This window comes from Marinobacterium profundum (assembly GCF_001528745.1).
Lineage (GTDB): Bacteria > Pseudomonadota > Gammaproteobacteria > Pseudomonadales > Balneatricaceae > Marinobacterium_A > Marinobacterium_A profundum.
Genome location: NZ_BCNS01000202.1, coordinates 1 through 23751, shown reverse-complemented (window position 1 = coordinate 23751; position 23751 = coordinate 1). Strand labels below are relative to the sequence as shown.

The 23751-nt window shown below is 55.1% G+C and carries 16 protein-coding genes and 5 pseudogenes; 9 read left to right on the top strand and 12 right to left on the bottom strand.

Annotated elements, in window-relative coordinates; translation table 11 throughout:
- Window positions 1-507 precede the first annotated feature (507 nt).
- Window positions 508-708, bottom strand: a pseudogene (locus tag MPRO_RS26435) (transposase); the annotation flags it as partial.
- Between the two features lie 96 nt (window positions 709-804).
- On the opposite strand from MPRO_RS26435, the gene MPRO_RS22270 reads away from it, so the two are divergent.
- Window positions 805-2058: an IS256 family transposase gene (locus tag MPRO_RS22270; RefSeq protein WP_067298390.1), complete on the top strand. Its 1254-nt coding sequence runs from the start codon at window positions 805-807 to the stop codon at window positions 2056-2058.
- A 29-nt stretch (window positions 2059-2087) separates the two neighbouring features.
- Here the strand turns inward: MPRO_RS22270 and tnpA are convergent.
- The 5 genes and pseudogenes from tnpA to mdeB all read right to left on the bottom strand — a co-directional run.
- Window positions 2088-2324, bottom strand: a pseudogene (gene tnpA, locus MPRO_RS22265) (IS200/IS605 family transposase); the annotation flags it as partial.
- A gap of 162 nt (window positions 2325-2486) precedes the next feature.
- Window positions 2487-5378 (bottom strand): FAD-binding and (Fe-S)-binding domain-containing protein, encoded by a 2892-nt coding sequence (locus tag MPRO_RS22260; protein WP_067298389.1) that lies wholly within the window; start codon window positions 5376-5378, stop codon window positions 2487-2489.
- 456 nt (window positions 5379-5834) lie between these two features.
- Entirely contained in the window at window positions 5835-7553 is a 1719-nt protein-coding gene (gene lpdA / locus MPRO_RS22255) for a dihydrolipoyl dehydrogenase (protein WP_067298388.1), read from the bottom strand.
- A gap of 153 nt (window positions 7554-7706) precedes the next feature.
- On the bottom strand, window positions 7707-9008 hold the full coding sequence (locus tag MPRO_RS22250; RefSeq protein ID WP_067298393.1) for a 2-oxo acid dehydrogenase subunit E2: 1302 nt from the start codon (window positions 9006-9008) through the stop codon (window positions 7707-7709).
- A gap of 10 nt (window positions 9009-9018) precedes the next feature.
- On the bottom strand, window positions 9019-11706 hold the full coding sequence (gene mdeB, locus MPRO_RS22245; protein WP_067298387.1) for an alpha-ketoglutarate dehydrogenase: 2688 nt from the start codon (window positions 11704-11706) through the stop codon (window positions 9019-9021).
- 129 nt (window positions 11707-11835) lie between these two features.
- On the opposite strand from mdeB, the gene MPRO_RS22240 reads away from it, so the two are divergent.
- From MPRO_RS22240 to MPRO_RS26425, 3 genes and pseudogenes are all read left to right on the top strand, one after another.
- Window positions 11836-12309 (top strand): Lrp/AsnC family transcriptional regulator, encoded by a 474-nt coding sequence (locus MPRO_RS22240; protein WP_281177207.1) that lies wholly within the window; start codon window positions 11836-11838, stop codon window positions 12307-12309.
- 122 nt (window positions 12310-12431) lie between these two features.
- Window positions 12432-12897: pseudogene (locus tag MPRO_RS26430) on the top strand (transposase); the annotation flags it as partial.
- 276 nt (window positions 12898-13173) lie between these two features.
- A pseudogene (locus MPRO_RS26425) lies at window positions 13174-13293 on the top strand (IS1595 family transposase); the annotation flags it as partial.
- Window positions 13294-13562: 269 nt separating this feature from the next.
- On the opposite strand, the gene MPRO_RS22225 reads toward MPRO_RS26425, so the two are convergent.
- From MPRO_RS22225 to MPRO_RS22210, 4 genes are all read right to left on the bottom strand, one after another.
- On the bottom strand, window positions 13563-14330 hold the full coding sequence (locus tag MPRO_RS22225; RefSeq protein ID WP_067298384.1) for an SDR family oxidoreductase: 768 nt from the start codon (window positions 14328-14330) through the stop codon (window positions 13563-13565).
- A 48-nt stretch (window positions 14331-14378) separates the two neighbouring features.
- Window positions 14379-15647: a TRAP transporter large permease gene (locus tag MPRO_RS22220; protein ID WP_067298383.1), complete on the bottom strand. Its 1269-nt coding sequence runs from the start codon at window positions 15645-15647 to the stop codon at window positions 14379-14381.
- Between the two features lie 3 nt (window positions 15648-15650).
- The gene (locus MPRO_RS22215) at window positions 15651-16142 is read right to left on the bottom strand and encodes a TRAP transporter small permease (RefSeq protein WP_067298382.1); all 492 of its coding nucleotides are present in this window, start codon (window positions 16140-16142) and stop codon (window positions 15651-15653) included.
- 71 nt (window positions 16143-16213) lie between these two features.
- Window positions 16214-17191, bottom strand: a complete 978-nt coding sequence (locus MPRO_RS22210) for a TRAP transporter substrate-binding protein (protein ID WP_067298381.1) — start codon at window positions 17189-17191, stop codon at window positions 16214-16216.
- A gap of 223 nt (window positions 17192-17414) precedes the next feature.
- Between MPRO_RS22210 and MPRO_RS22205 the strand changes: the two genes are divergently transcribed.
- A complete protein-coding gene (locus MPRO_RS22205) occupies window positions 17415-18125 on the top strand; it encodes a GntR family transcriptional regulator (RefSeq protein WP_067298380.1) in 711 nt (236 codons plus the stop codon).
- 38 nt (window positions 18126-18163) lie between these two features.
- Here the strand turns inward: MPRO_RS22205 and MPRO_RS26420 are convergent.
- A pseudogene (locus MPRO_RS26420) lies at window positions 18164-18586 on the bottom strand (IS3 family transposase); the annotation flags it as partial.
- Window positions 18587-18839: 253 nt separating this feature from the next.
- Window positions 18840-19817: a DctP family TRAP transporter solute-binding subunit gene (locus MPRO_RS22190; protein ID WP_067298378.1), complete on the bottom strand. Its 978-nt coding sequence runs from the start codon at window positions 19815-19817 to the stop codon at window positions 18840-18842.
- A 219-nt stretch (window positions 19818-20036) separates the two neighbouring features.
- On the opposite strand from MPRO_RS22190, the gene MPRO_RS22185 reads away from it, so the two are divergent.
- The 4 genes from MPRO_RS22185 (at window position 20037) to MPRO_RS22170 (ending at window position 23357) form a co-directional block, all read left to right on the top strand.
- On the top strand, window positions 20037-20795 hold the full coding sequence (locus MPRO_RS22185; protein WP_067298377.1) for a GntR family transcriptional regulator: 759 nt from the start codon (window positions 20037-20039) through the stop codon (window positions 20793-20795).
- A gap of 32 nt (window positions 20796-20827) precedes the next feature.
- Window positions 20828-21730, top strand: a complete 903-nt coding sequence (locus MPRO_RS22180) for a 3-hydroxyacyl-CoA dehydrogenase NAD-binding domain-containing protein (RefSeq protein WP_067298376.1) — start codon at window positions 20828-20830, stop codon at window positions 21728-21730.
- A 19-nt stretch (window positions 21731-21749) separates the two neighbouring features.
- Window positions 21750-22682, top strand: coding sequence for a 3,5-dioxohexanoate:acetyl-CoA acetone transferase (gene kce, locus MPRO_RS22175; protein ID WP_067298375.1), 933 nt, complete (start codon window positions 21750-21752; stop codon window positions 22680-22682).
- A 129-nt stretch (window positions 22683-22811) separates the two neighbouring features.
- On the top strand, window positions 22812-23357 hold the full coding sequence (locus tag MPRO_RS22170) for a gamma carbonic anhydrase family protein (RefSeq protein WP_067298391.1): 546 nt from the start codon (window positions 22812-22814) through the stop codon (window positions 23355-23357).
- Window positions 23358-23751 lie beyond the last annotated feature (394 nt).

The window sequence follows — 23751 nt, the reverse complement described above, 5'->3', positions numbered from 1 at the left end:
AGATTTTCAACAGCCTGCTAGGGCTCAGAGGGATCTGAACGGCTGGCGAGAAACCACCAGTCGATTTGAGTCTCGTCTCAGCCGTTATATGGCTGGCTTAATTGAGAACAGCCCCTAAGCAGCAGCCTCGCGCTGCAGCTCCATGAACAAACCACAACCGTAATAGAGGCCTGACAAAAACATCATCAAACGGGTACTCAAAAGAATCAGACATTGGAAACCTGCTTATTGCACTAGTTTCAGTATATCCGTGGACTGCCCAACAATCACCTCACGTCCGTGACCCTGTTAGCCAAGTGGACTCGGGTCTTGGAAAATTTGCCAGCAGCAGTCAGAACTAGCACCACGGAGGGCTACTGATCCGAAAGTTAGTGTCGCATTTTCTACGCTCACAGAATCCCTGATCCAAACAAGAAACTCAATAAGTTAAAGTACCTCCAGCATAGCCGGAGGCTTATAAGGGGACGCCCTAAAAGGGCTATCAATTGCGCCCAAGGCGCTACACATCATCCCCAACCGCAGTTGCTCCCGATGCTCATCCGCTTTCTCCTGATTCCGAATGTACACTCGTACCATCTCTTCATCCAGGCCAACTGTCGACACGAAGTAACCTCTCGCCCAGAAGGGCTCGCCATTAAAATTCCCCTGGCGACCTTTGAACTGTCTAGCGATGGCGATTGCGCTTTTGCCCTTGAGGTAGCCAACCAGAGTTATGGTGATTTCTGGTGTACGGGGAGATAGGAGGGATGGCGTATCCTGTTGATTGATCACGACCAAGATCTCAATCAACAGAGGTGATACGCCATGACCGATTTTACCCTGAGGGCTCTTTCACAACCAGAGGCACAGGCAGTAGATCCGCTGACCGAGCTATTGCGTGCAGGGGCACGTGAACTGATCGCACAAGCCGTCGAAGCCGAGCTTCAGGGGCTTCTGAATCAGCACGCCGAATCCCGGCTCCCAGATGGTCGCCAGGCCGTGGTTCGCAATGGCTATTTGCCTGAACGTACCGTCCAGACCGGCCTCGGTGATGTCGAGATCAAGGTGCCCAAGGTGCGGGACCGAAGCGGCTCCGGGATTCGATTCAACAGCGCGCTACTGCCGCCGTACCTGAAGCGGGCCCGGAGTGTCGAGGAGTTGTTACCTTGGCTGTACTTGAAGGGCATCTCCACCGGAGATTTTCAGGACTCACTGGCCGCGCTGTTGGGTGATCAGGCCAAGGGGCTTTCGGCCAATACGATCTCCCGACTCAAGAGCCAATGGCTCGAAGAGCACCAGCAATGGCGGCAACGGGACCTGGCGAGCTCGCGCTATGTGTACTGGTGGGCCGACGGCGTGCACAGCAACGTCCGGATGGATGATCGCCTCTGCCTGCTGGTGATCATTGGCGTCACCGAGCACGGCCGCAAGGAATTGGTTGCGGTTGAAGACGGCTACCGGGAGTCGACGGCAAGCTGGGAGGAGTTACTGCAGGGTCTGCGCGAGCGTGGCTTGGAAACCGCGCCGAAGCTGGCGATTGGCGATGGCGCACTGGGGTTCTGGAAAGCACTGACCAAAACGTATCCTGCCAGCCGGCACCAGCGCTGCTGGGTCCACAAGACGGCGAATGTACTGAACAAGCTGCCCAAATCGATGCAACCCAAAGTGAAAGAAGCGCTGCACGATATCTGGATGGCCGAGACGCGTGACGCGGCCAAGGTGGCATTTGACCGGGCGCTGACCCGGTTCAGTAGCAAGTACCCCAAAGCCATGGATTGCCTGGCCAAGGACCGGGAAGAGCTGCTGGCGTTCTACGACTTCCCGGCGGAGCACTGGGTGCATATCCGGACCACCAACCCGATCGAATCGACTTTCGCCACGGTAAGGTTGCGCACCAAGCGAACGCGTAACTGCAGCTCCAGAGACACGACGCTGGCGATGGTCTACAAGCTGTTGGAGTCGGCACAGAAAAACTGGAAACGGATCAAGGGATTTAATCTGCTGACCCTCGTGGTCAACAACGTGAAGTTCAAGGATGGTGAGCAAGTAAAGGATCAGTCAGACAGGAACGCCGCCTGACGCCGTACACCAGATATGACAATAACTCAGCCAACCACATTGGATACCGAGTACTTCGGCGGGATGCTGATACACATGTGGATATGATCCGGCATCAGGTGACCTTCAACGATTTTCACGCCTTTGCGCTTGGCAAGCTCATGGAAAATTTCCCCCAAGTACCGCCGCAATTTCCCGTAGATCAGTTTGCGGCGCTTCTTCGGGATGAACACCACATGGTACTTACAATCCCAGCGCGTATGCGCCAAACTTTCGCAGTCTCGCATAGGATTACCTTCATCTTTCTTGGTCGAAAAACGAAGGTAGCTTGACCGTAGCCTCGGTTAAACCTATGCGAGTCACCCCGGCAGAGCTGGGGGTTTACCTCGGATTAATTAGTACCATTAAGATCTGGGGAAATGCCTTCCTGATAGTCGTAACGTTCATCCCTAAGGCGCTATAATAATCGCTTCACTGGTCCGATCCAACAGAGAAAATATGGAACGGTAAGGTATACCGCTGTGTTCAGCTAGGCCAATTTCGCAGGTCCGTGAATTAGAGTAACCGGACTGGCATCCTTCTACTTCCCTCGCCAAAGATGCCAGTGCCGAGCGGTTTAGATCAGGCAGCGTGAACCCCTTGTCACCAGCGAACCCACAACAGGTTACATCCGCAGGAACAACCACCTCATTGGCACAAGCTTTCGCCAGAGCCACACACTTATCTGCCAGACCCATCCGAGTGCTGGAGCAAGTTACGTGAACAGCAATGCGTTCATTGACCGGTGTAATTTTCAGTTTTGGGAGCAGGTACCTATGGGCGAACTCTACCGGCTCCATAATTTCCAACTCAGTGGAAAACTCTTGTCGCATCCTCATCGTACAGGGGCTTGTATCGAAGAGTACCGGGTGACGGCCATTCTCACTGACTGATAGCAATTCCGCCTTCAGCTCCTCACCCTTTCGTTCTGCCTCCCGGAACCCTCCTTTGGACTGGAATGGCATACCGCAGCACAATCCATGCACCGACTCAGGGATAATTACTCTGAATCCGGCTTTGCTCAATAGCGACAAGGTAATCTCGGTAAGTGAACGCTCCTCCTGATCTCCCCTGCTAGCGCCGAAGACTCTCGACGAACAGGATGGAAAATAAACGACAACAGGGCCAATATGCTCATCCACACTCGAACAGTAGTGGGTAACTGTACGCACCATTTTAACCGGCATCGCCTTGGGTACACTGGGTGTCCAAACAGGAACCTTGCCGGAGGACAAACGGGCCGCCTTAGCGGTGATACCAGCCAGCAAAGTGTCGCCCAGTGCATGACTGGCAAATCCGGCAGTACGCAGTACACCGCGGGCAACACTTGTAACCCGAGCAAAGTTTCTGCCGACCTTTTCGTCCATGGCCCCATAGGCAAGATGCTCATTGTGACGCAGCTTCCTCATCAGGTCACCGGTGTTGATCCCCACCGGGCACTCTGTTGAGCAGAGACCATCAGCGGCGCAGCTGTCGATTCCCTGGAAGTTGTAACCGTCCTCGAGGAGCGTCAAGCGCTCCTTCTCGGCTTCGGTCTTGCCTGCGCCCTTATTACGAAGGCGTGCGATTTCCCTGTGAATAACAATCCTCTGCCGCGGCGTTACCGTGAAGTTGCGGGACGGACACACCGATTCACAGAAACCACATTCAATACACTTATCAATGATTTCGTCCGACTCGGGTAACGGCTTGAGGTTTTCGATATGGAGACTCTTGTTAGAGGTAAGGATCACATCCGGATTGAGCAGGTTCGCGGGATCAAAAATGCTCTTAATCGTCCACATCAATTCATAAGCCTCCTGACCCCATTCAAGCTCTACAAAGGGCGCCATATTTCGGCCGGTGCCATGCTCGGCTTTCAGTGAGCCACCGTACCCAACGGCAACCAGCTGTGTAACATCGTCCATCAAGGACTTATAACGGCGGACTTCATCCTTCAACTCAAAGCCTTGCGGAAACACGAAGTGAAGGTTGCCCTCAAGGGCATGCCCGAACAGGATCGCATTTCCATAGCCGTGACGTTTGAGCACTTCGAGCAGGTCAAGGACACCGCAAGCCAGCTGCTCGATCGGAAAGGCCACGTCCTCGATGATCACCGTTGTGCCGACAGCTCGCACCGCACCAACGGCCGGGAACAAGCCTTTGCGGATTTTCCAATACAGCGTGTATGTATCCTTTTCCGTAGTGAACTCGGGTGCAGTGAGGGTTTCGAAGCGGGCCAGCAGTGCCTCAACCTCGGCAATTCGCATGTCAAGAATCGCAGTTTCGTCAGCTCGGATATCGATCAGCAATGCAGCTGCTGTATCAGGCAGGCCCCGCAGCAGGCAGGCCATGCCGGGTAGATCCTCCACCGAGCGCAGTGCAGCTCTGTCCATGAGCTCAACCGCAGCAACCGGCATCGTCTTGAGCGCAGTAGTCGCTTCACAGGCGGTCATGATGTCCGAAAAAATCACCAGAGATGCGGCCTTGAGCGGTTCATCCACCACCGTGTTATAGGTGACGCTGCTGATAAACCCAAGGGTACCCTCTGATCCCACCATCAGATGCTTGAGAATTTCAATGCCATCCGCGTAATCCACTAGACTGTTGAGCGAATACCCGGTCGTATTCTTGAGCCGGTACTTGTGGCGAATTTTCTCCGCCAGCTTATGATTAGCGCGAGTATCGTCAGCGAGCGTCTCCAGTTTATCAAGCAGCTCCCGGTGGGTTTGCCGGAAGCTTCGGACATTTTCGTCATCGGCAGTATCCAGTAAAGTACCATCCGCCAGAATAATCCTAATATCTCGTACGGTGTTGTAACTATTCTGTGCGGTTCCGCAGCACATTCCCGACGCATTGTTGGCAAAGATACCACCGATCATGCAACTGTTAATGGAGGCAGGGTCCGGACCAATCTTGCGGCCAAATGGCGCCAGAACTTGGTTGGCGCGACCACCTATGACTCCTGGCTGGAGGGTGATCGCATTACCACCTTCTAGAAGGGTGTAGTCCGTCCAGCCGGATTTAAGCTGGACTAGGACAGAGTCAGTAACAGCCTGACCCGAGAGCGATGTTCCCGCCGCTCGAAATGTCACCGGAGCCTGGAACTGGTGGCAAGCACCAAGCACTGCCTGGACTTCCACCTCAGTCTCGGGGCGCACAACGAGGCGTGGAATCAGACGATAGAAACTCGCGTCAGTACCATACGCGAGCAGTCTAAGAGGGTCATCAATCAACCGTTGCTGGTCAATTTTTTCGCTCAGGCAAGTACGTAAATCAATGTATTTAGCATCCACAACGGCAGTACTGTCTCGACTATTCATAGTTTCCAGATCAACACTAGTTCAGTGTAAAAAGCCCCCGAGCAGGAGGGAGGGGGGGGGGATAAAATATAGACAATCCAACTTTGAATTACATCCCTGACATAATAATATTCGAATTTAAATCGACAGTGAGCGATAGTATAACGAGAACTGATTATCGAGCAAGAAAACTATTCAAGACGCAATGCGTTAGTTCATCCAGCCAAATAATATCAGAAAGCTACTGCATAGGTAGTTCTGTCACCTAAAATCTGTAAAAAACCGCACCTAGATAATCAGCTCATGGCCTATTGCCAAAAGCGATACCGCGTACTCCCTCTGAAAATAAAGACTGCCATTTCAAATGAGGAACGAATAACCAATTATTTCAATAAATATGACCATTAACAATGATGATTCTTTAAGAGGTAGATGACTTTAATAAAATATACTTTATGCGCAAAGCAAACTTAAATGTCATAAGTCTGTAATTATTCCCTCGAAAATCTCTGCCGATAATGCAATAGTCTCAGACAGAGTGGGATGCGGGTGGATAGTGAGCGATAGATCCTCGGAGTCGGCGCCCATCTCGATAGCCAACGCCACCTCTGCGAGCAACTCGCCCGCATTGGGCCCGACGAGCCCGGCACCGAGCACGCGCTTTGTCTCTGGGTCAAACAAAATTTTGGACATCCCTTCCTGACGCCCCATGGAAAGCGATCGGCCCGACGCAGCCCAAGGGTAAGCCGCCCTTTTATAATCGATATCCTTTGACTTAGCCTCGTTTTCGGTCAGCCCGACCCAAGCGACCTCCGGATCAGTGTAAGCGACCGAGGGGATAACCAAAGCATCGAAGACCGAATTGTGACCAGCGGCGTTTTCGGCCGCGACCTTGCCTTCATGCACGGCCTTATGCGCCAACATGGGCTGACCAACAATATCGCCGATGGCGAAAATGTGTGACTGACTGGTCCGCATCTGCTTGTCGACTACTATAAAGCCGCGTTCATCGACTACAACGCCCGCCGTATCGGTATTAATCAGCGCGCTATTGGGTTTACGTCCGACCGCCGATAGAATCTTATCAAATTCTAATTCGAAGACGCCATTCGGGCCCTCAAACGTGACTTGCAAACTGATCTTTGAGGCCTCGACCTTGATAACTTTGGTATTAAGCAGGACATTATCATAGCGTTTTTCGATACTCTTCATTAGCGGCGTGACGATGTCTTTATCAGCGCCTGGGATAATCTGGTCCATTAGTTCGACCAGAGTGATACTCGCACCGAGAGCACGATAGACTTGAGCCATTTCGAGTCCGATGATGCCGCCTCCCAGTACCAGCATGCGTTTGGGAATATCCGCAAGCGCCAGAGCGCCAGTGCTATCGATAATACGGTCGTCCTCTGGTAAAAACGGCAAGCGCATCGGCTCCGAACCACAAGCGATGATTGCCTGTTTGAAAGCGATCATTTTCTCGCCATCTTCGCCTGAGACTCGCACCAGATTGGAGCTTTCAAAGACTCCTGTACCATGCACGACATCAACCTTACGCCTTTTGGCGAGGCTGTTAAGTCCGCCGGTCAATTTACCGACAACTTCATCTTTCCAGTGGCGTAAGTTGTCAATATCGACAGCGGGCTTACTGAATGTGATGCCATGGCTAGTCATCTCGTCTGCATCGTTGATTACTTTGGCTGCATGTAAAAGCGCTTTTGACGGAATACAGCCGACATTGAGGCACACGCCACCAAGCGTCGACCAGCGCTCGATGAGTGTGACCTTTAATCCGAGATCCGCGGCCCGGAAAGCTGCAGTATACCCGCCTGGCCCGGCCCCCAAGACCAAAAGGTCGGCCTGATAATTAGCTTGCGACAGATCGACACCCTGCTGAGGCGCTGGCGCGCCACCCGAGGTAGTTACAGGTTCAGAGATAGGCGTCGCAGAGGCCGCATCTGCATCGCCCTCGATGTGCAGCACAATGCTGCCCTGGCTGACCCTGTCACCCTTACTCACGAGTATTGCAACGACCTTTCCGCTCACGGGCGCCGGGATGTCAATCACCGCCTTATCGCTTTCTAAGATTAGAATGGGATCGTCGGCTTTGACGATATCACCGACCCCGACCGAAATTTCAATCACTGGCACATCAGTGAAGTCTCCGATATCGGGAATCTCAACGTCTATCTTTTTCATCAAAGATCCTTAAAATCTAATGCGGCGAAAATTCAGTAGCAAACGCTTTACACTGGCAAGGAAGCGAGTAACTTCCTAGCTATCGACTGCGCAATGAACCCACGCCAGACTCATCTGGCTGAAGGAGACGAGGCAGAGGTGCTTGCTAGGTTCTTAAAGGCTAATTCGGCGAAAATCCGCCAGCAGGTCCTTTACGTTCGCGAGGAAACGCGCAGCTGCCACACCGTCGACCGCCCGGTGATCCCACGATAAACTCAGCGGCTGCATGAGGCGGGGCTGAAATGCTTGCCCATCCCACATCGGCTGAACCTTGGCACGGGTCATGCCCAAAATGGAAATCTCGGGAGCGTTGATGATCGGTGTGAAATTCGTGCCGCCAATCCCCCCCAGAGACGAAATTGTGAAAGTTGACCCTTGCATGTCCTGGGGTTTGAGTTTGCCTACCCTGGCCTGGCTTGCCAGCTCGGTCATTTCTTGAGCGATTTCAATAATCCCCTTTTGGTCGACCCCCTTGATGACCGGCACGACCAAGCCCTCGGGCGTATCGGCCGCGACACCAATATTGAAGTATTTCTTCACGATCAGCGCGTCGCCGTCCAGGGAGGAATTGAACTTTGGATATTCTTTGAGAGTGACCGCGATCGCCTTTACCACGAAGGGTAAAATAGAAAGCTTGATTCCGTCTCTTGCCCCGGAATTGAGTTCTTTCCGGAAGGCCTCTAGCTCGGTGATGTCCGCCTCCTCGAAATTGGTGACATGAGGGATGATCGTCGCATTACGCGCAAGGTTCGCCCCGGACACTTTGGCGATCCGCGACAAGGGCACGCGTTCTATTTCGCCGAACTTTTCGTAGTCAACCTTGGGCCAGGGCAAGAGGTCAAACCCCAAACCGCGGCCCGTCGCCGGTGCTTCCGTGTCCCTGCCACTTAGTATAGATTTTACAAAAGCATGCACGTCCTCGCGTGTAATGCGACCCCGGGTGCCACTGCCAGAAACGCCAGTAATATCAACGCCAAGCTCACGGGCCAGCTTACGAACTCCCGGCGAAGCATACGCGTACCTGCCTTCTTCTGTTGCCCCTGCCGCAGGCGCGGCTTTTGTGACCTGAGGCGCTGACAACGGACCTTGAGGCTTGGGAGACGGTGCCGGAATGGTGGTAACTTCAGCCTTTTCCAATACTTTTCCCGTAGCCGACTCTGCTGCGGCCTCATCCTCGCACGATTCAACTATCGCGAGCAGTGAGCCCTGGCTAACTTTGTCACCCTCCCTGACCTGCAATTCAACAATACGACCAGAAATGGATGAAGGCACATCGATCATTGACTTGTCTGATTCAATCGAAACGATCGTGTCTTCTACCGAAATAATGTCGCCGGGGGCTATATGGATTTCGACGATTGCTACATCTGTAAAATCGCCGATATCGGGAACACATAATTCGAATGTCTTACTCATCTTCAACATCTCATACAGTCCAGGGGGCGGGTGACGAACCATCGAGCCCGAACTTCTTCAACGCATCGGTCAGAACATCAGCTTTGACGTGCCCGGCACGTACCATGGCCTCGATTGCGGCGACAGCAATATTTTGCTGGTCGACTTCAAAAAACTTGCGCAGTGCCTCCCGCTGATCACTGCGCCCGAAGCCGTCAGTGCCGAGCGCCACAAAGCGACCCTCAACGTAGGGCGCAATCATTTCAGGCACAGCGCGAACATAGTCGGTCGCCACAATGACCGGCATATTACCCGGCAAGCAAGTCTCGACGTAAGTTCTGGTCCGTTCCTTGCTTGGAGACAATCGGTTCAGACGTTCTACTGCCTGTGCCTCACGTGACAGCTCGGAGAAGCTCGTGGCGCTGAAAACATCGCTTGCAATGCCGAACTCCTGATCGAGTATTTCAGCTGCTGCCACCACTCCGTTGAGGATAGTCCCTGAGCCGATGAGCCGTGCACGCGCTTTCGCGTTTTCGTCTCCATGGCTGCCGAGCTTATAAAGGCCTTTCAGGATCCCTTCTTCGGAACCTTCCGGCATGGAGGGTTGGGCGTAGTTCTCGTTCATGATGGTGATGTAATAGAACTCGTCCTTTTGCTCTTCCATCATACGGCGCATGCCTGCATCCATGATCACCGAGAGTTCATATGCATAGGCCGGATCATAAGCCTTGCAATTGGGGATAGTTGCGGCGACTACATGGCTGGTGCCATCTTGATGTTGTAGCCCTTCACCGGACAGCGTGGTGCGCCCTGCCGTTGCACCGAGCAAGAAGCCGCGGGCGCGCTGATCAGCAGCGGCCCAGATCAGATCTCCTACACGCTGGAAGCCAAACATTGAGTAATAGATGTAAAATGGCAGGGTTGGCGTATCGTGCACCGAATAAGAGGTTGCTGCCGCAACCCAAGAGGAAATCGCACCGGCTTCTGTGATTCCTTCTTCAAGCAACTGGCCATTCTTCGCTTCTTTATAGAAGAGCATCGAGCCCGCATCCTCAGGTTCATAGAGCTGACCCTCGGGCGCATAAATGCCAATTTGGCGGAAGAGATTATCCATGCCGAATGTGCGCGCCTCATCGGCGACAATGGGCACAATATACGGCCCAAAGGACTTGTCCTTTAAGAGTGCGCTCATCATGCGTACCGCCGCCATCGTGGTCGACATTTCCTTTCCATCTGACTCAAGCGAAAATTTGGCGTAAGTCTCCAGCTTAGGGATGGCAGGCAACTTCGCGCCCTGCACCATGGTTTTGCGCACCGGGATAGGACCGCCAAGCGCCTCGCGGCGTTCACGCAGATACTTCATCTCAGCACTGTCCGCGGCAGGCTTGTAGAATTTGAGGTCTTCGAGATCCTTCTCGCTCAAAGGCAAATTGAAACGGTCGCGGAATGCTACCAAAGCTTCTGTATCAAGCTTTTTGGATTGGTGGGCGGTCATGCGACTTTCACCGGCATTACCCATGCCATAACCCTTTTTGGTTTTGGCTAAAATAACGGTGGGCCGACCTTTATGTGCCTTGGCAGCGGCAAAGGCGGCGCACAGCTTGCGCAAATCATGCCCGCCGCGCTTGAGCGCGTGAATTTCGGCGTCGGTCATGTGCGCCACGAGGTCGCGGGTCGCCGGGTCGATATCAAAGAATTTCTGCCGGTTGTAGTCACCGTCCTTGGAGCCAAGGTTTTGGTATTCGCCGTCTACAGTTTCTGCGAAACGCCGCAACAACACCATGTCCTTGTCGCGAGCGAAAAGGCCATCCCATTCGGAACCCCACAGCACCTTGATTACGTTCCAGCCGGCACCGATGAACAGGCTTTCCAATTCCTGGATGATCTGGCCGTTGCCGCGTACCGGACCGTCGAGCCGCTGCAGGTTGCAATTAACGATGAAGGTGAGATTGTCGAGCTTTTCTCGGGCGGCGAGCGTCAAGCCGCCGATGGCTTCCGGCTCGTCCATCTCGCCATCTCCGAACACGCCCCAAACGTGCCGTCCTGCCGTATCGGCCAGTCCTCTCCCCTCGAGATAACGCATGTAACGCGCCTGATAGATGGCACTAATGGGGCCAATGCCCATAGAACCCGTCGGGAACTGCCAGAAATCGGGCATCAGCCAAGGATGCGGGTATGAACTCAGGCCATTTCCCGCCACTTCCTGGCGGTAGTTGCCCAACTGCTCTTCACTCAGTCGGCCTTCCAGGAAAGCGCGAGCATAAACTCCGGGTGCCGAATGCGGTTGAAAATAAACCAGATCGCCGCCGAAATCGTCAGTCTTGCCGCGGAAGAAATGGTTGAAACCAACCTCAAAGATCTCGGCAGCCGAAGCGTAGCTTGCAATATGGCCACCAAGTCCGCCATAAGCCTTGTTGGCGCGCACGACCATGGCCAACGCATTCCAACGCATGATTGCGGTCAGCCTTTCCTCGATGGCAAGATCGCCCGGATAACTGCCTTGCTCAGCAACGGATACGGTATTTCGGTAGGACGAATAAGGTTGCCCGCCTTGGTAGACACCGTTGCGACGTGCAGCTTCCTCAAGTTGCCGCATCAGAAATTGAGTACGGGCCCCGCCACTAGATTCAATGACAGCGCCCAGGGCCTCGACCCATTCTTTGGTTTCAATCGGATCTGGATCTCTGGATTCCCCAAGCCGGGGCTGAGTCTGATTCATTGCACACATCTCTCTTTAAGTTCACCCCTTTATCGTATAATCGATCGAACAGCATGTGCTGCTGAAGTTGCTTATAAAGTTGCAATATTAAGCATATTATGCTGCAATATAGACAAACAACAACACACTATGCCTAAAATGAAACTAGACAAAATAGATCTCAATATTCTCCGTGAACTCCAGAACGACGGTAAATTAACTAATATCGAACTGGCAGGCCGCGTTGGTCTATCGCCCTCTCCTTGCCTTCAACGAGTGCGTGCCCTGGAGCGAGACGAGGTGATCGATCGATACGTTGCTCTGGTCAACCCGAAGACGATTGGGCTGTCGATTAACGTTTTTATCCAGGTCACGCTGGAACGCCAAATCGAAAACGCGCTGGAGCAGTTCGAAGCCCGTATGGATATTTATCCTGAAGTCATGGAGTGCTATCTCATGACAGGTGACAGTGACTACCTTATTCGCGTGGCAGTTTCCGATGTTGAACGGCTGCAGGACTTTATCCTTCAAGACTTGACGACAATACCTGAGGTAGCCAACATCAGGTCGAGCTTTGCTCTCAAACGGGTGAAATATGAAACCGCCCTTCCCATCCGGTTATAGATTTAGCCTCCGGCTTCCATAAAACTTTCAGTGCAGCATCACAGAGACGCTGTCGCACGCATCATGTGTTTTCTTCGCATTACGCATAGCAGTCAGCGTCACCCAATGCCGCTCGGTAGGTCAAGACCTACCGACTCGCACTCAAGGCCGGGGCGATGGCACTCAGTGCCAACCAGTGTTTCGTGATTTCCTCGCTCGATGATCCGAGTCCGGAGGCGCTGTACCGTGACCTGCATTGCACCCGTTGCCAGGACGAGAACTTCATCAAGGCGGTGAAGAACGATCTGACTGATGGTCGCACCTCCGATCACGCGCTCCTGACCGACCACGTGCGCCTGTTCGACGCCTGCGCCTACTCCTGATCCACAGCCGGCGTGATAACACAATGCGTCATATTGAGCTGGCCCGGGCGGTGGCGGTGGCGGTGGCGGTGGCGGTGGCGGTGGCGGTGGCGGTGGCGGTCATCCTGAAGCTGTTCATGCTAGTCGCGCAATACGAGGACCGGATCAAGTTGAACTTGCGAGTGCCTGCCCGACCAAAGACTTGCTGCACCGCGTCAGCAAACTGCTCTACCTCGCTCATCCGCCACCGTTGGCGCAGCTGACGCCAAACGCCGTTTCACTCACCGAAATGATTTGTTCTGGCCAAGGCGGGAATCACTGAGACGCCAAGTCTCAGTGATTCAGGGCGGCCCCGTTGCTATTAGGAGTTGCGGTCTTGATCCTTTAAGTGCAGGCATCAATTGCGGCCTGACCGAGCGTGACTCGGTCTTCAAACGCGTGAGCAAAAAGCGGCAGTTTACTCAACGTTTGCGCAGGCTACCGTTTTTATGAAACATCCGAGTGAGAAGAATTCACCTACGTCAACACGATGATCGGGAATGTGCAAAATGCGATCAAAGGTGCCAACCACGCAATTAACCACAAAAATCTTCCTCGCTACGTGGCCGAGCCCTGCTATCGCTTTAACCGACGTTTGAACTAGAAGGGATGCTGCTACACCTGGGGAGCCCCTCCCTTATGCCAATGAAGCCTCTAAAACAGGCGGAGGATTATGGGTAATCAGGAAGCCTTTTGGACGAAGAGACAGCGGCGGTAAACAGATGGCAGACCGAAGACGCTTTACAGCGCCACCGCACTCCGAGCAGCCGGCCTAAAATACGCGAGAAGCCATCTCTCCTCACGGCCTCGGTCATTGTCCCGGACACTCCAACGCTTGTCGAGTTGGCATGTCCGGGCCAAAGCGGTCTCCGGTCAGCCAAGCATTCCCGTATCGCCGCAGACTGAAACCGACTGTCCCGACACGGTCCTACTGCGGGGGCTGGCCAGGAATATAATCTGATCGGCGACCTGCTGCGGCGTAACATAGTCATGGATCGACGTGAGCGAAAACGCCTCGCGCTCAGCCTCGTCGAAGCTGGTACCCCTTGCCTCCGCCCGTGCTTCCAGCACCCTGCGCTGGCGATCACCAGACACGATGCCGGGCAGGACTGCATTGACGCGGATCTTGTCCGGGCCCAGCTCGATGGCCATGGATTTGGTCAGGCCGATCACCCCCCATTTGGCCGCCGCATAGGGGCTGCGCAGCCTAAAGCCCAGTCGGCCCGCCAGCGAAGAAATGTTCACGATCGACGGATTTTGGCTCTGTCGTAGATGCGGGACAGCGCGGCCTATGGTCACGAATTGGCTGGTCAGGCAGGTCGACAGGCATTGTTCGATCACCTCCACCTCCAGATCCTCGATCCGCCCGGTCGGCCCGGCAATCCCGGCGTTGTTGACCAAACAGTCGAGCCCGCCAAGCCGTTCCACCGCCGCATCGACGAATTGCGCCAGGGCAACACTATCCGCGACATCGACCTTCTGCCGAAAGATATCTTCGGGCAACGCAGCAAGGGCGGTTTCGTCAATGTCGCAGGTGGCGACCTGTGCGCCGGCTTCACGGAAGCCATCAACAATTGCGCGCCCGATGCCGCCTGCACCAGCCGTGACGATGATGCGGGCACCTTCAAGGGAAAGGTCCATGCAAAGTATTCCTTCTTTTAGAGACTGGGATCGGAATTTCCGACCGTATTAATGACCCGTCAGCGACAGAGACAGCCAGGGGACGAAACTGATGACCATAAGCACCACAAGCATAAGCACGACGAAAGGCAGGATCGCTTGTGTCAGCTGCGCGATCGAGATACGTGATATCTGCGAGGCAATAAACAGGTTCAGTCCCACCGGAGGTGTGAACATTCCCATCGCGAGATTCACTACCATGATGATGCCAAAATGGACCGGGTGGATGCCGAAATTCAGCGCGATCGGCAAAAGGATCGGTGTGAATATCAGGATCGCCGCTGCTGCCTCAAGGAACATGCCGACAAAAAGCAGCAGAACGTTGACCAGAATGACGAACAGCCACGGGCTGTCGATAAAGCCGACCACCAGCTCGGAGATGAGCGTAGGGACCTCCAATGACAGGATGATGCGCCCATAGAGCCCAGCGGTAGCGATGATACTGACTACCACCGCGGAGGTGACGGCGGATTTTCGCAGAATGTCCGGGACATCTCGTAGCGGCAGCTCACGATAAATGATGGCACCGACGACGAACGAATAAACTACGGCGATGACCGCGGCTTCCGTCGGCGTGACGATGCCGCCATAGATGCCGCCGAGAATCAGCGCTGGCATCAGCAAGGCAAGGATGGCCTTGCGGCCCGCCCGAAATATCTCGACGAAGCTTGCGGGCTCGTCACGCGTCGCGGGATGTTTCAGCGCATGCAAATAGGCGTAGAGCATCAGCGATCCGACAACAACAAATCCCGGCAGGAAGCCCGCCGCGAACATGTCGCCCACGGATTGGTTGGCGGCAATGGCATAGAGGATCAGCGGGATACTCGGTGGAATGATGACACCCAGTGCGCCAGACGCGGCCTGATTGGCCGAGGCGTAAGAGGCGCTGTAACCTTGAGTGATCATCGCCGGGATCAAGATCGCCCCGACCGCCGCAGTGGTCGCCGCGCCGGATCCCGAGATTGCGGCAAAGAAGGCCGACGTCACGATGGCCACCATGGCCAGTCCGCCGTTCATGCCGCCTACGAGCGCACGCGAGAATTCAACCAGCCTGTGCGAGATGCCGCCACGCTGCATCAGATCGCCCGCGAGGATGAAAAATGGGATGGCAAGCAACGGGAATGAGTTGATTGAACGGATCATCTCTTGCGGGACAATCAGCATCGGCATGATATCGCCTAGCCAATTGGTGGTAATCGCGGCAAGCCCGAGCGCGAAGGTCACGGGCACGCCGATCACCAGAAACAACAGAAGTGAGCCAAAAAGCAGCACAGCCATGACCTAGTCCTTTCTTGCAGTAAAGTTTTCGGCGATGATGGCGAAAGCGTTGATGAGAACCATTGCGGCGCCCGCAGGCACTGACGCGTAGAGCCAAGCCATCGACACCCGTATGCTGGGTGCGGTCTGCGTGACAACGCGTTCCGTGATATTAAGCCCCTCTTTCAACAACACCCAGGCGAAAATGCAGGACGCCACCGCAATAACCAGTCGCAACCCTTTCGCAAACCGTCCCCCGGCGATCCCTGCCAGCATGTCGACCGCGATCAGCGAGCCGTGGCGATAGGCGTAAGCCGCCCCCAGCATGGTCAACCAGACCATCGAGAAGCGAGCAACTTCCTCGGAGAAGGTCAGCGAATTACCCATCACGTAGCGCGCAAATACTTGCCAACTTATCAAAACGGTCATCACCAGTAGGAGAGCGGCCAAAAACCATCCGCACAGCCAGTTGACGTGGTCCACTCCTCGTATCAGCTTGCGCAAAACGACTTGCATGGCAATCTCCTGAAACCATTGGAAATGGCGGGCCCGGGCTACCTGCAGGGCCCGCATCAAAGAAAGTGCAATCAAGGCTGAAAGCTGATCGCAGCATCCACTAGTTCGGCGCCAATGGTCCCTTTCCACTGCTCGATCACAGGCTGCACGCGCTCCCGGAAAAGGGAGATATCGGGGCGTGTGACTTCCATCCCCAGCTCTTCCAACTTGGTGATAAATTGCTGCTCCATCTGCTGTGATGCTTCACGCTGCACAGGCACGGCGATTTCGGCAGCCTTAAGTACGATCGCCTGATCCTGCTCCGACAGGGAGTTGAACAACTCCGACCCTATCATCAAAGGCATCGGCGAATAGACATGCCCCGTGAGGTTTAGATATTTCTGCACTTCATAAAACTTCACGTCATAGATCGTCGGGATCGGGTTTTCCTGGCTGTCCATCACGCCCTGCTGAAGCGCCGTAAAGACCTCGGTCCAAGCCATGGGCGAGGCATTCGCTCCGAGTGCAGTCCAGGTATCGACCTGCACACGGCTTTCCTGCGTGCGGTGCTGGATACCGGCCAGATCATCAGGTGTTTTCAGCGCCCGCACGTTATTGGTGTTATGGCGGAACCCGTTTTCCATCCAGCCGAGGATCTTGACACCTACCTGCTCTTCCAACTTCTGCGCCAGTCCTTCACCATATTCTCCATCCAGAAAGCCGTAGGCCTGTTCAGGGCTGGTGAAAATGTAGGGGAGATCGAACAGCATAAACTCATCGACGAAGCCGCCCATAGGGCCAGTCGAGGTGATGCCCATATCTATCAAACCGAAGCCGATTCCCTCGACCACCTCGCGTTCGCCACCCAGGGCGTTGTCGTAATGGGAGCGGATCGTGAGACGTCCGCCAGACAGCCTCTCCAGCTCCTCACCAAATGTCAGGGCGCCGACCGCCTGATGCGAGTCCGGCCCCAGAGTCAGACTCATATCAAATACCTGAGTTTCCTGCGCGATGGCGGCGCCAGCCATGAGACTTATCGCAGCCGCAGTGGCGAAAATAAAGTTCCGCATTTTTTATTATTCCTTTTAAAATTCATTGATCGATCAACTGCCAGCGACAGTCGTGTAATCACACCCATAATCGTGATCACACTTACTATACATTGCTACTATAAAATCCGTCAATATGCTTAATTAGCACTATTTTATTAGGTATTTTTTAATTTATACTGCAATCTACATTCTAATGAAATTTAAGTGAGATCACACTTTGGATGAGCCAATTCAACCTCCGATGAAAGACATCCAACACGACAGCTGGGCCCGGCTGGGGCCGCTGGAGCTGCAGGAAGGTGCGACCGCGCAATCGCTGGTTTACGCGACACTTCGTCATGCCCTGATCAGCGGTTATTTCCGCCCGGGGGAAGAAATCAGCTTGCGCAAAGTGGCATCAGTTCTGGAAACCAGCGTCACACCCGTGCGCGAGGCCTTGCGACGACTTGAGGGCGATGGTGGACTTGAGACGTTTGGCGGCAACCGTGTTCTGCGCGTCCCCATCCTGACGGATGCGGAATTAATAGATATCCGTGATATCCGCGTCAATCTTGAAGGCTTCGCCGCGACACAGGCGATCAAACGGATCGGACCAGCCCAGATGCGCGTCATCAATAATGCCTTCAATCTGATGCACACCGCCGCCAAAATCGGCGATGTAGACATGTATCTCGAAAACAACTGGCGCTTCCATTCGCTCATCTATCGCGCGGCAGATCGGCCAATTCTGATGAGCCAGATCAAGGGATTATGGCTGCGGGTGGGGCCGCTTATGCGCATCGCGGTCGCGGCGCCGATGCATTTCGACCAGTCGATGGCCAGCCATTGCGCCGCCTTGCAGGCGCTGCGGAATGGCGATCCCGATGCCCTACGACAGGCCATCATCCACGACATATCTGAGGCCGCCAGCGATCTGGGGAAGGCACTGCGTAATGGAGTGCTTCAGAAGTAACAACACGCCCACCACGGCGAGAGGAGCTCTAATTGAGTTTACCCAGCAATAGTGGACACAAGTTTAAGCGACGTCTCGAGACTCATAAAGCCGATCATACTGTGCAGGCGTTGCCGGTTGTAGTCCAGCTCAATCTACTCAAACACCCGGTGACGCATGCTTTCGCGCATCGAAAAATGCTCGCCGATGATGGCTTCAACTTTCAGGCTATGGAAGATCGTCTCGGCGCCGGCGTTGTCGTACAAGGTGCCTTCGCACTCATGCTGCACGTCAGATCATGCTCTGCTAACAAACGCTGATAATACACTGAGCAACCCTGGCTTCCCCCTATCCACTTCTGGGCTGGGTGCCGCTGCCGTAAAACTCTGCTTAAGCAGGCTCAGCGCCAAAGGTAGCGAGTGCCGCGAGTTCACTGTCGCCTTGAACTTACGCGCCGCCTTGACCCTCCAGCCCTGGCGACGCCAATGCGAGCGTTTCATCCTTGTAGCCTTGGGAGTAACTCGGAGAAGCTCTACGACGTAGCGCGCGAACACCTGCCAACTTATCAAAACGGTCATCACCAGTAGGAGAGCGGCTAAAAACCATCCGCACAGCCAGTTGACGCCATCTACACCCCGTATCAGCTTGCGCAAAACGACTTGCATGGCAATCTCCTGAAGTGTTGGAAGTGGCGGGCCCAGGCTACCTGCCGGGCCCGCATCAAAGGAAGCGCAATCAAGGCTGAAAGTTGATCGCGGCATCCACTAGTTCGGCGCCAATGACCTCTTTCCACTGCTCAATCACAGGCTGTACGCGCTCCCGGAAAGGAGCGATATCGGGGCGTGTGACCTCCATCCCCAGCTCTTCCAACTTAGGGATAAGTTGCTGCTCCATGCGCTGCGTTGCTTCACGCTGCACCGGCACGGCGATTTCGGCAGCCTTAAGTACGATCGCCTGATCCTGCTCCGACAGGGAGTTGAACAACTCCGCCCCCATCATCAAAGGCGTCGGCGAATAGACATGCCTCGTGAGGTTCAGATATTTCTGCACCTCATAAAACTTGGCGTCATAAATAGCCCCGATCGGGTTTTCCTGACTGTCAATCACACCCTGCTGAAGCGCCGTAAAGACCTCGGTCCAAGCCATGGGCGAGGCATTCGCTCCGAGTGCAGTCCAGGTATCGACCTGCACTCGACTTTCCTGCGTGCGGTGCCGAATACCGGCCAGATCATCGGGTGTTTTCAGCGCCCGCACGTTATTGGTGTTATGACGGAACCCGTTTTCCATCCAGCCGAGGATCTTGACACCTACCTTTTCTTCCAGCTTCTGCGCCAGTTCTTCACCATATTGCCCATCCAGAAAGCCGTAGGCCTGCTCAGGACTGGTGAAAATGTAGGGTAGGTCAAACAGCATGAACTCATCAACGAAGCCACCCATAGGACCGGTAGAGGTGATGCCCATGTCGATCAGACCGAAGCCGATTCCCTCGACCACCTCGCGTTCGCCGCCCAGGGCGTTGTTGTAATGGGGGCGGATCGTGAGACGTCCGCCAGAAAGCCTCTCCAGCTCCCCACCAAATGTCAGGGCGCCGACATCAATATACGTGTCCGGCCCCAGAGGCAGGCTCACATCAAATACCTGGGTTTCCTGCGCGACGGCGGTGCCGGCCATGAGACTTATCGCAGCCACGGTGGCAAAAATATAGTTCCGCATTTTTTATTATTCCTTTGAAAATTCATTGATCAACTGCCAGCGGCAGTTGCATAGCCACGCCGATAAACGTGATCACACTTAATATACCTTTATACTTCAAAATCCGTCAATATGCTTTTTTAGCACTATTTTATTGGATATTAATTGATTTATTCTGCAATCTACACTCTAATGAAATTTAAGTGAGATCACGCTTTTGATGGTTCGAATCAATTTCTGATGAAAGACGTCCAACACGACAGCTGGCCCCGGCAGCGGCCCCGGCAGCGGCCCCGGCAGCGGCCACTGGAGCTCCAGGAAGGTGCGACCGCGCAGTCGCTGGTTTACGCGACACTTCGTCATGCCCTGATCAGCGGTTATTTCCGCCCGGGGGAAGAAATCAGCTTGCGCAAAGTGGCATCAGTTCTGGAAACCAGCGTCACACCCGTGCGCGAGGCCTTGCGGCGACTTGAGGGCGATGGCGGACTTGAGGCTTTTGGCGGCAACCGTGTTCTGCGCGTCCCCATCCTGACGAATGCGGAATTAATAGATATCCGTGATATCCGCGTCAATCTTGAAGGCTTCGCCGCGACACAGGCGATCAAACGGATCGGACCAGCCCAGATGCGCGTCATCAATAATGCCTTCAATCTGATGCACACCGCCGCCGAAATCGGCGATGTCGACATGTATCTCGAAAACAACTGGCGCTTCCATTCGCTCATCTATCGTGCGGCAGATCGGCCGATTCTGATGAGCCAGATCAAGGGATTATGGCTGCGGGTGGGGCCGCTTATGCGCATAGCGGTCGCGGTCGCGGTCGCGGTCGCGGTCGCGGCACCGATGCATTTCGACCAGTCGATGGCCAGCCATTGCGCCGCCTTACAGTCACTGCGGAATGGCGATCCCGATGCCCTACAACAGGCCATCATCCACGACATCTCTGAGGCCGCCAGCGATCTGGGGAAGGCGCTGCGTAACGGGGAGTCTCAGACGTAACAACACGTCCGCTACGGCGGGAGGAGCTCTAAATGACACGACGTATTGCGGTTATTGGCGGTGGCCTGATTGGCCGTGCCTGGACACTGGTTTTTGCCCGGGCAGGCTGCGAGGTGCGGCTGTGGGATCCCGACGCCAAAGTGCGGGCGCACGCACTCGACGAACTGGCTGAGACCTGCCGCCAGAGTGGCGACGACCCATCTTCCATTGCACAGGTGACGATTTGTGCAGACATGGCCACTGCCGTCGACAGGGTGGAATGGGTTCAGGAAAACGGCCCGGAAAAACTGGAGATCAAGCGCGAGATATATGCCGAACTCGATCGCCTCACTGGGTCGAAAACCATCCTCGCCTCTTCCAGCTCGGCGCTGGTAGCCTCGCGCTTTGCCGAAGGTCTGGCGGGGCGAGCACGCATCCTTGTGGCGCATCCCGTGAACCCGCCCCATGTTATTCCGGTGGTCGAGCTATGTCCCGGCCCAGATACCGCGCCTGAAGTCATGGACCGCGCCGAGGCGCTTATGCGCGACGTGGCGCAGGTGCCTGTCCGGCTCACCCGCGAGATCGACGGATTCGTGCTAAACCGTCTGCAAGCCGTGGTGCTTGCCGAGTCGCTCCGGCTAATTGAGGAGGGCATCGTGACCCCTCAGGGGCTGGATGACACGATCTGCCACGGGCTGGGCCGACGCTGGACTCTGTTGGGACCGATGGCGACGATCAACCTGAACGCGCCAGGAGGGGTGAAGGACTATCTAGACCGCTACGGCCCCACCATGGCGCGGCTGAGCGACAGCGCCGCACGGGGGGAGGCCTTTACCGAACGCGCCGCCGAAATCGTCGCGGCAGACCTACCTGCTCCCTCTCAGGTGCAGGAACTCAGCCGCCAGCGTGATACGCGGCTAGCCGAGCTGGGCCGATTTCTACGCGACAACGATTAATAACAGGAGAGCTACACTCATGACCACCAAACGCAAAGTGATTATCACTTGTGCCGTCACCGGCGCGATCCACACCCCATCCATGTCGGAATTTCTGCCAGTTACCGCCAGCGAGATCGCCGAAGCCGCTATCGGCGCGACCGAGGCCGGGGCAGCGGTTGTTCATCTGCACGCCCGTAATCCCGAGGACGGTCGCCCCGACCAGACCCCCGAAGCCTTCCAGCCCTTCCTAGATGTCATCAAGCAGCGCTCGGATTGTGTGGTCAATATCACCACCGGCGGCGCTCCCACCATGAGTATCCAAGAACGGGTCCGCCCTGCCGCCAAATGGCAGCCCGAGCTTGCGTCCTTGAACATGGGCTCGATGAACTTTGGCCTCTTTCCGATGCTTAAGCGCTTTGAAGGACGGCTGAAGCACGAATGGGAGAGGAACTATATCGGCGACAAGGGCATCCTCTTCCACAACACATTCGAGGATATCGAACACATCCTCACCACGCTGGGTCCCAATGGCACGAAATTCGAATTTGAATGCTATGACACGGCCCATCTGTACAACCTCAAACACTTCGTGGATGCTGGGTTGGTCAAGGGGCCACTGTTCATCCAGACGGTCTTTGGCCTGATGGGCGGTATTGGCGCGCATCCCGATGATGTGATGCACATGAAGCGCACCGCTGACCGTCTGTTTGGCGACAGCTACCGCTGGTCAGTTCTGGGGGCGGGCCGCCACCAGTTGCCGCTCGCTGCGATGTCGGCTGCTCTAGGCGGCCACGTCCGGGTCGGTCTGGAAGATTCGCTCTGGGCGGCACCCGGCCGTCTGGCGACCAGCAGTGCCGAACAGGTAAAGGCAGTTCGACAAATCATCGAGGGGCTGGGATTGGAAATCGCCTCCCCCGATGAGGCACGCGAGATACTCGAACTGAAGGGCGCCGACAAGGTTGCTTTCTGAGGCCCCGGTCGTGGCAACCTTGCGTCGCCATGACCTCCGCTCCGCCGACATTTCGCAGTCGGAGCAGCCGCACAACACATAACAAGAGGAGTTGACACCATGACCGGCTGGTTATTTGACCTAAGCAACATGAGCGTTCAGGGACCCGACGACGGCGAGGCTTGGATCGCGCCAGGCGCCATCCTGATCGGAGACGTGCGCCTTGGCCGCGACGCCAGCATATGGTTCGGCGCAGTCCTGCGCGCCGACGACGACACCATAGAGATCGGCGAAGGAAGTAACGTTCAGGACAATGCGGTTCTACATGTCGATCCCGGCTTTCCGTTGCGTATCGGTAAGGGCTGTACCATAGGCCATCGTGCAATGCTGCACGGCTGCACGGTTGGCGACAACAGTCTGATCGGCATGGGCGCAATGGTGCTGAATGGCGCCAAGATCGGTCGCAATTGCCTGATAGGGGCCGGAGCCCTCGTCACTGAAGGCATGGAGATTCCTGATAACACGCTGGTCGTGGGCAGCCCTGCGAAGCCGAAGCGCGAGATCGGGCCGAAAGGTGAAGCCGACCTCCGCAAGGGAGCTTCGGCCTATTGCGAGCGATGGAAACGCTATCGGGCGGAACTCGCCTGCGGCGGTATTACCTCGGGTATTGTCGTCGGTCGCAGAGCGCCGGGATAAACCAGTGCTCACCATCGGACAACAGTCGCAATCTGCTCCAGACATCCCGGAAAAGTGCTCGAATGAGATACTCCATTATTTGCATTAGTTCAGACTTAATCTGGCACCTGCCCTGCAGAAGGGAGGGTTACCGGCTTTAATGAGTGCGACTAAACGAACATCAAAGCCATAGAGGTAACCCTCATGATCCATGAGTGCTTTACTTTTTTAAAGTAAAGTTAAATGACCTCCGGCAAAGCCGGAGGCTTATCAGGGGACGCCCTCAAAGGGCTTTCAATTGCGCACAAGGCGCTACATCATCCCCAGCGTCAGTTGATCCCGATGTTCGTCCGCTCTCTCCTGATTACGGATGTACTCTCGTACCATTTCTTCATCTAGCAGGCTGTTGAAAATC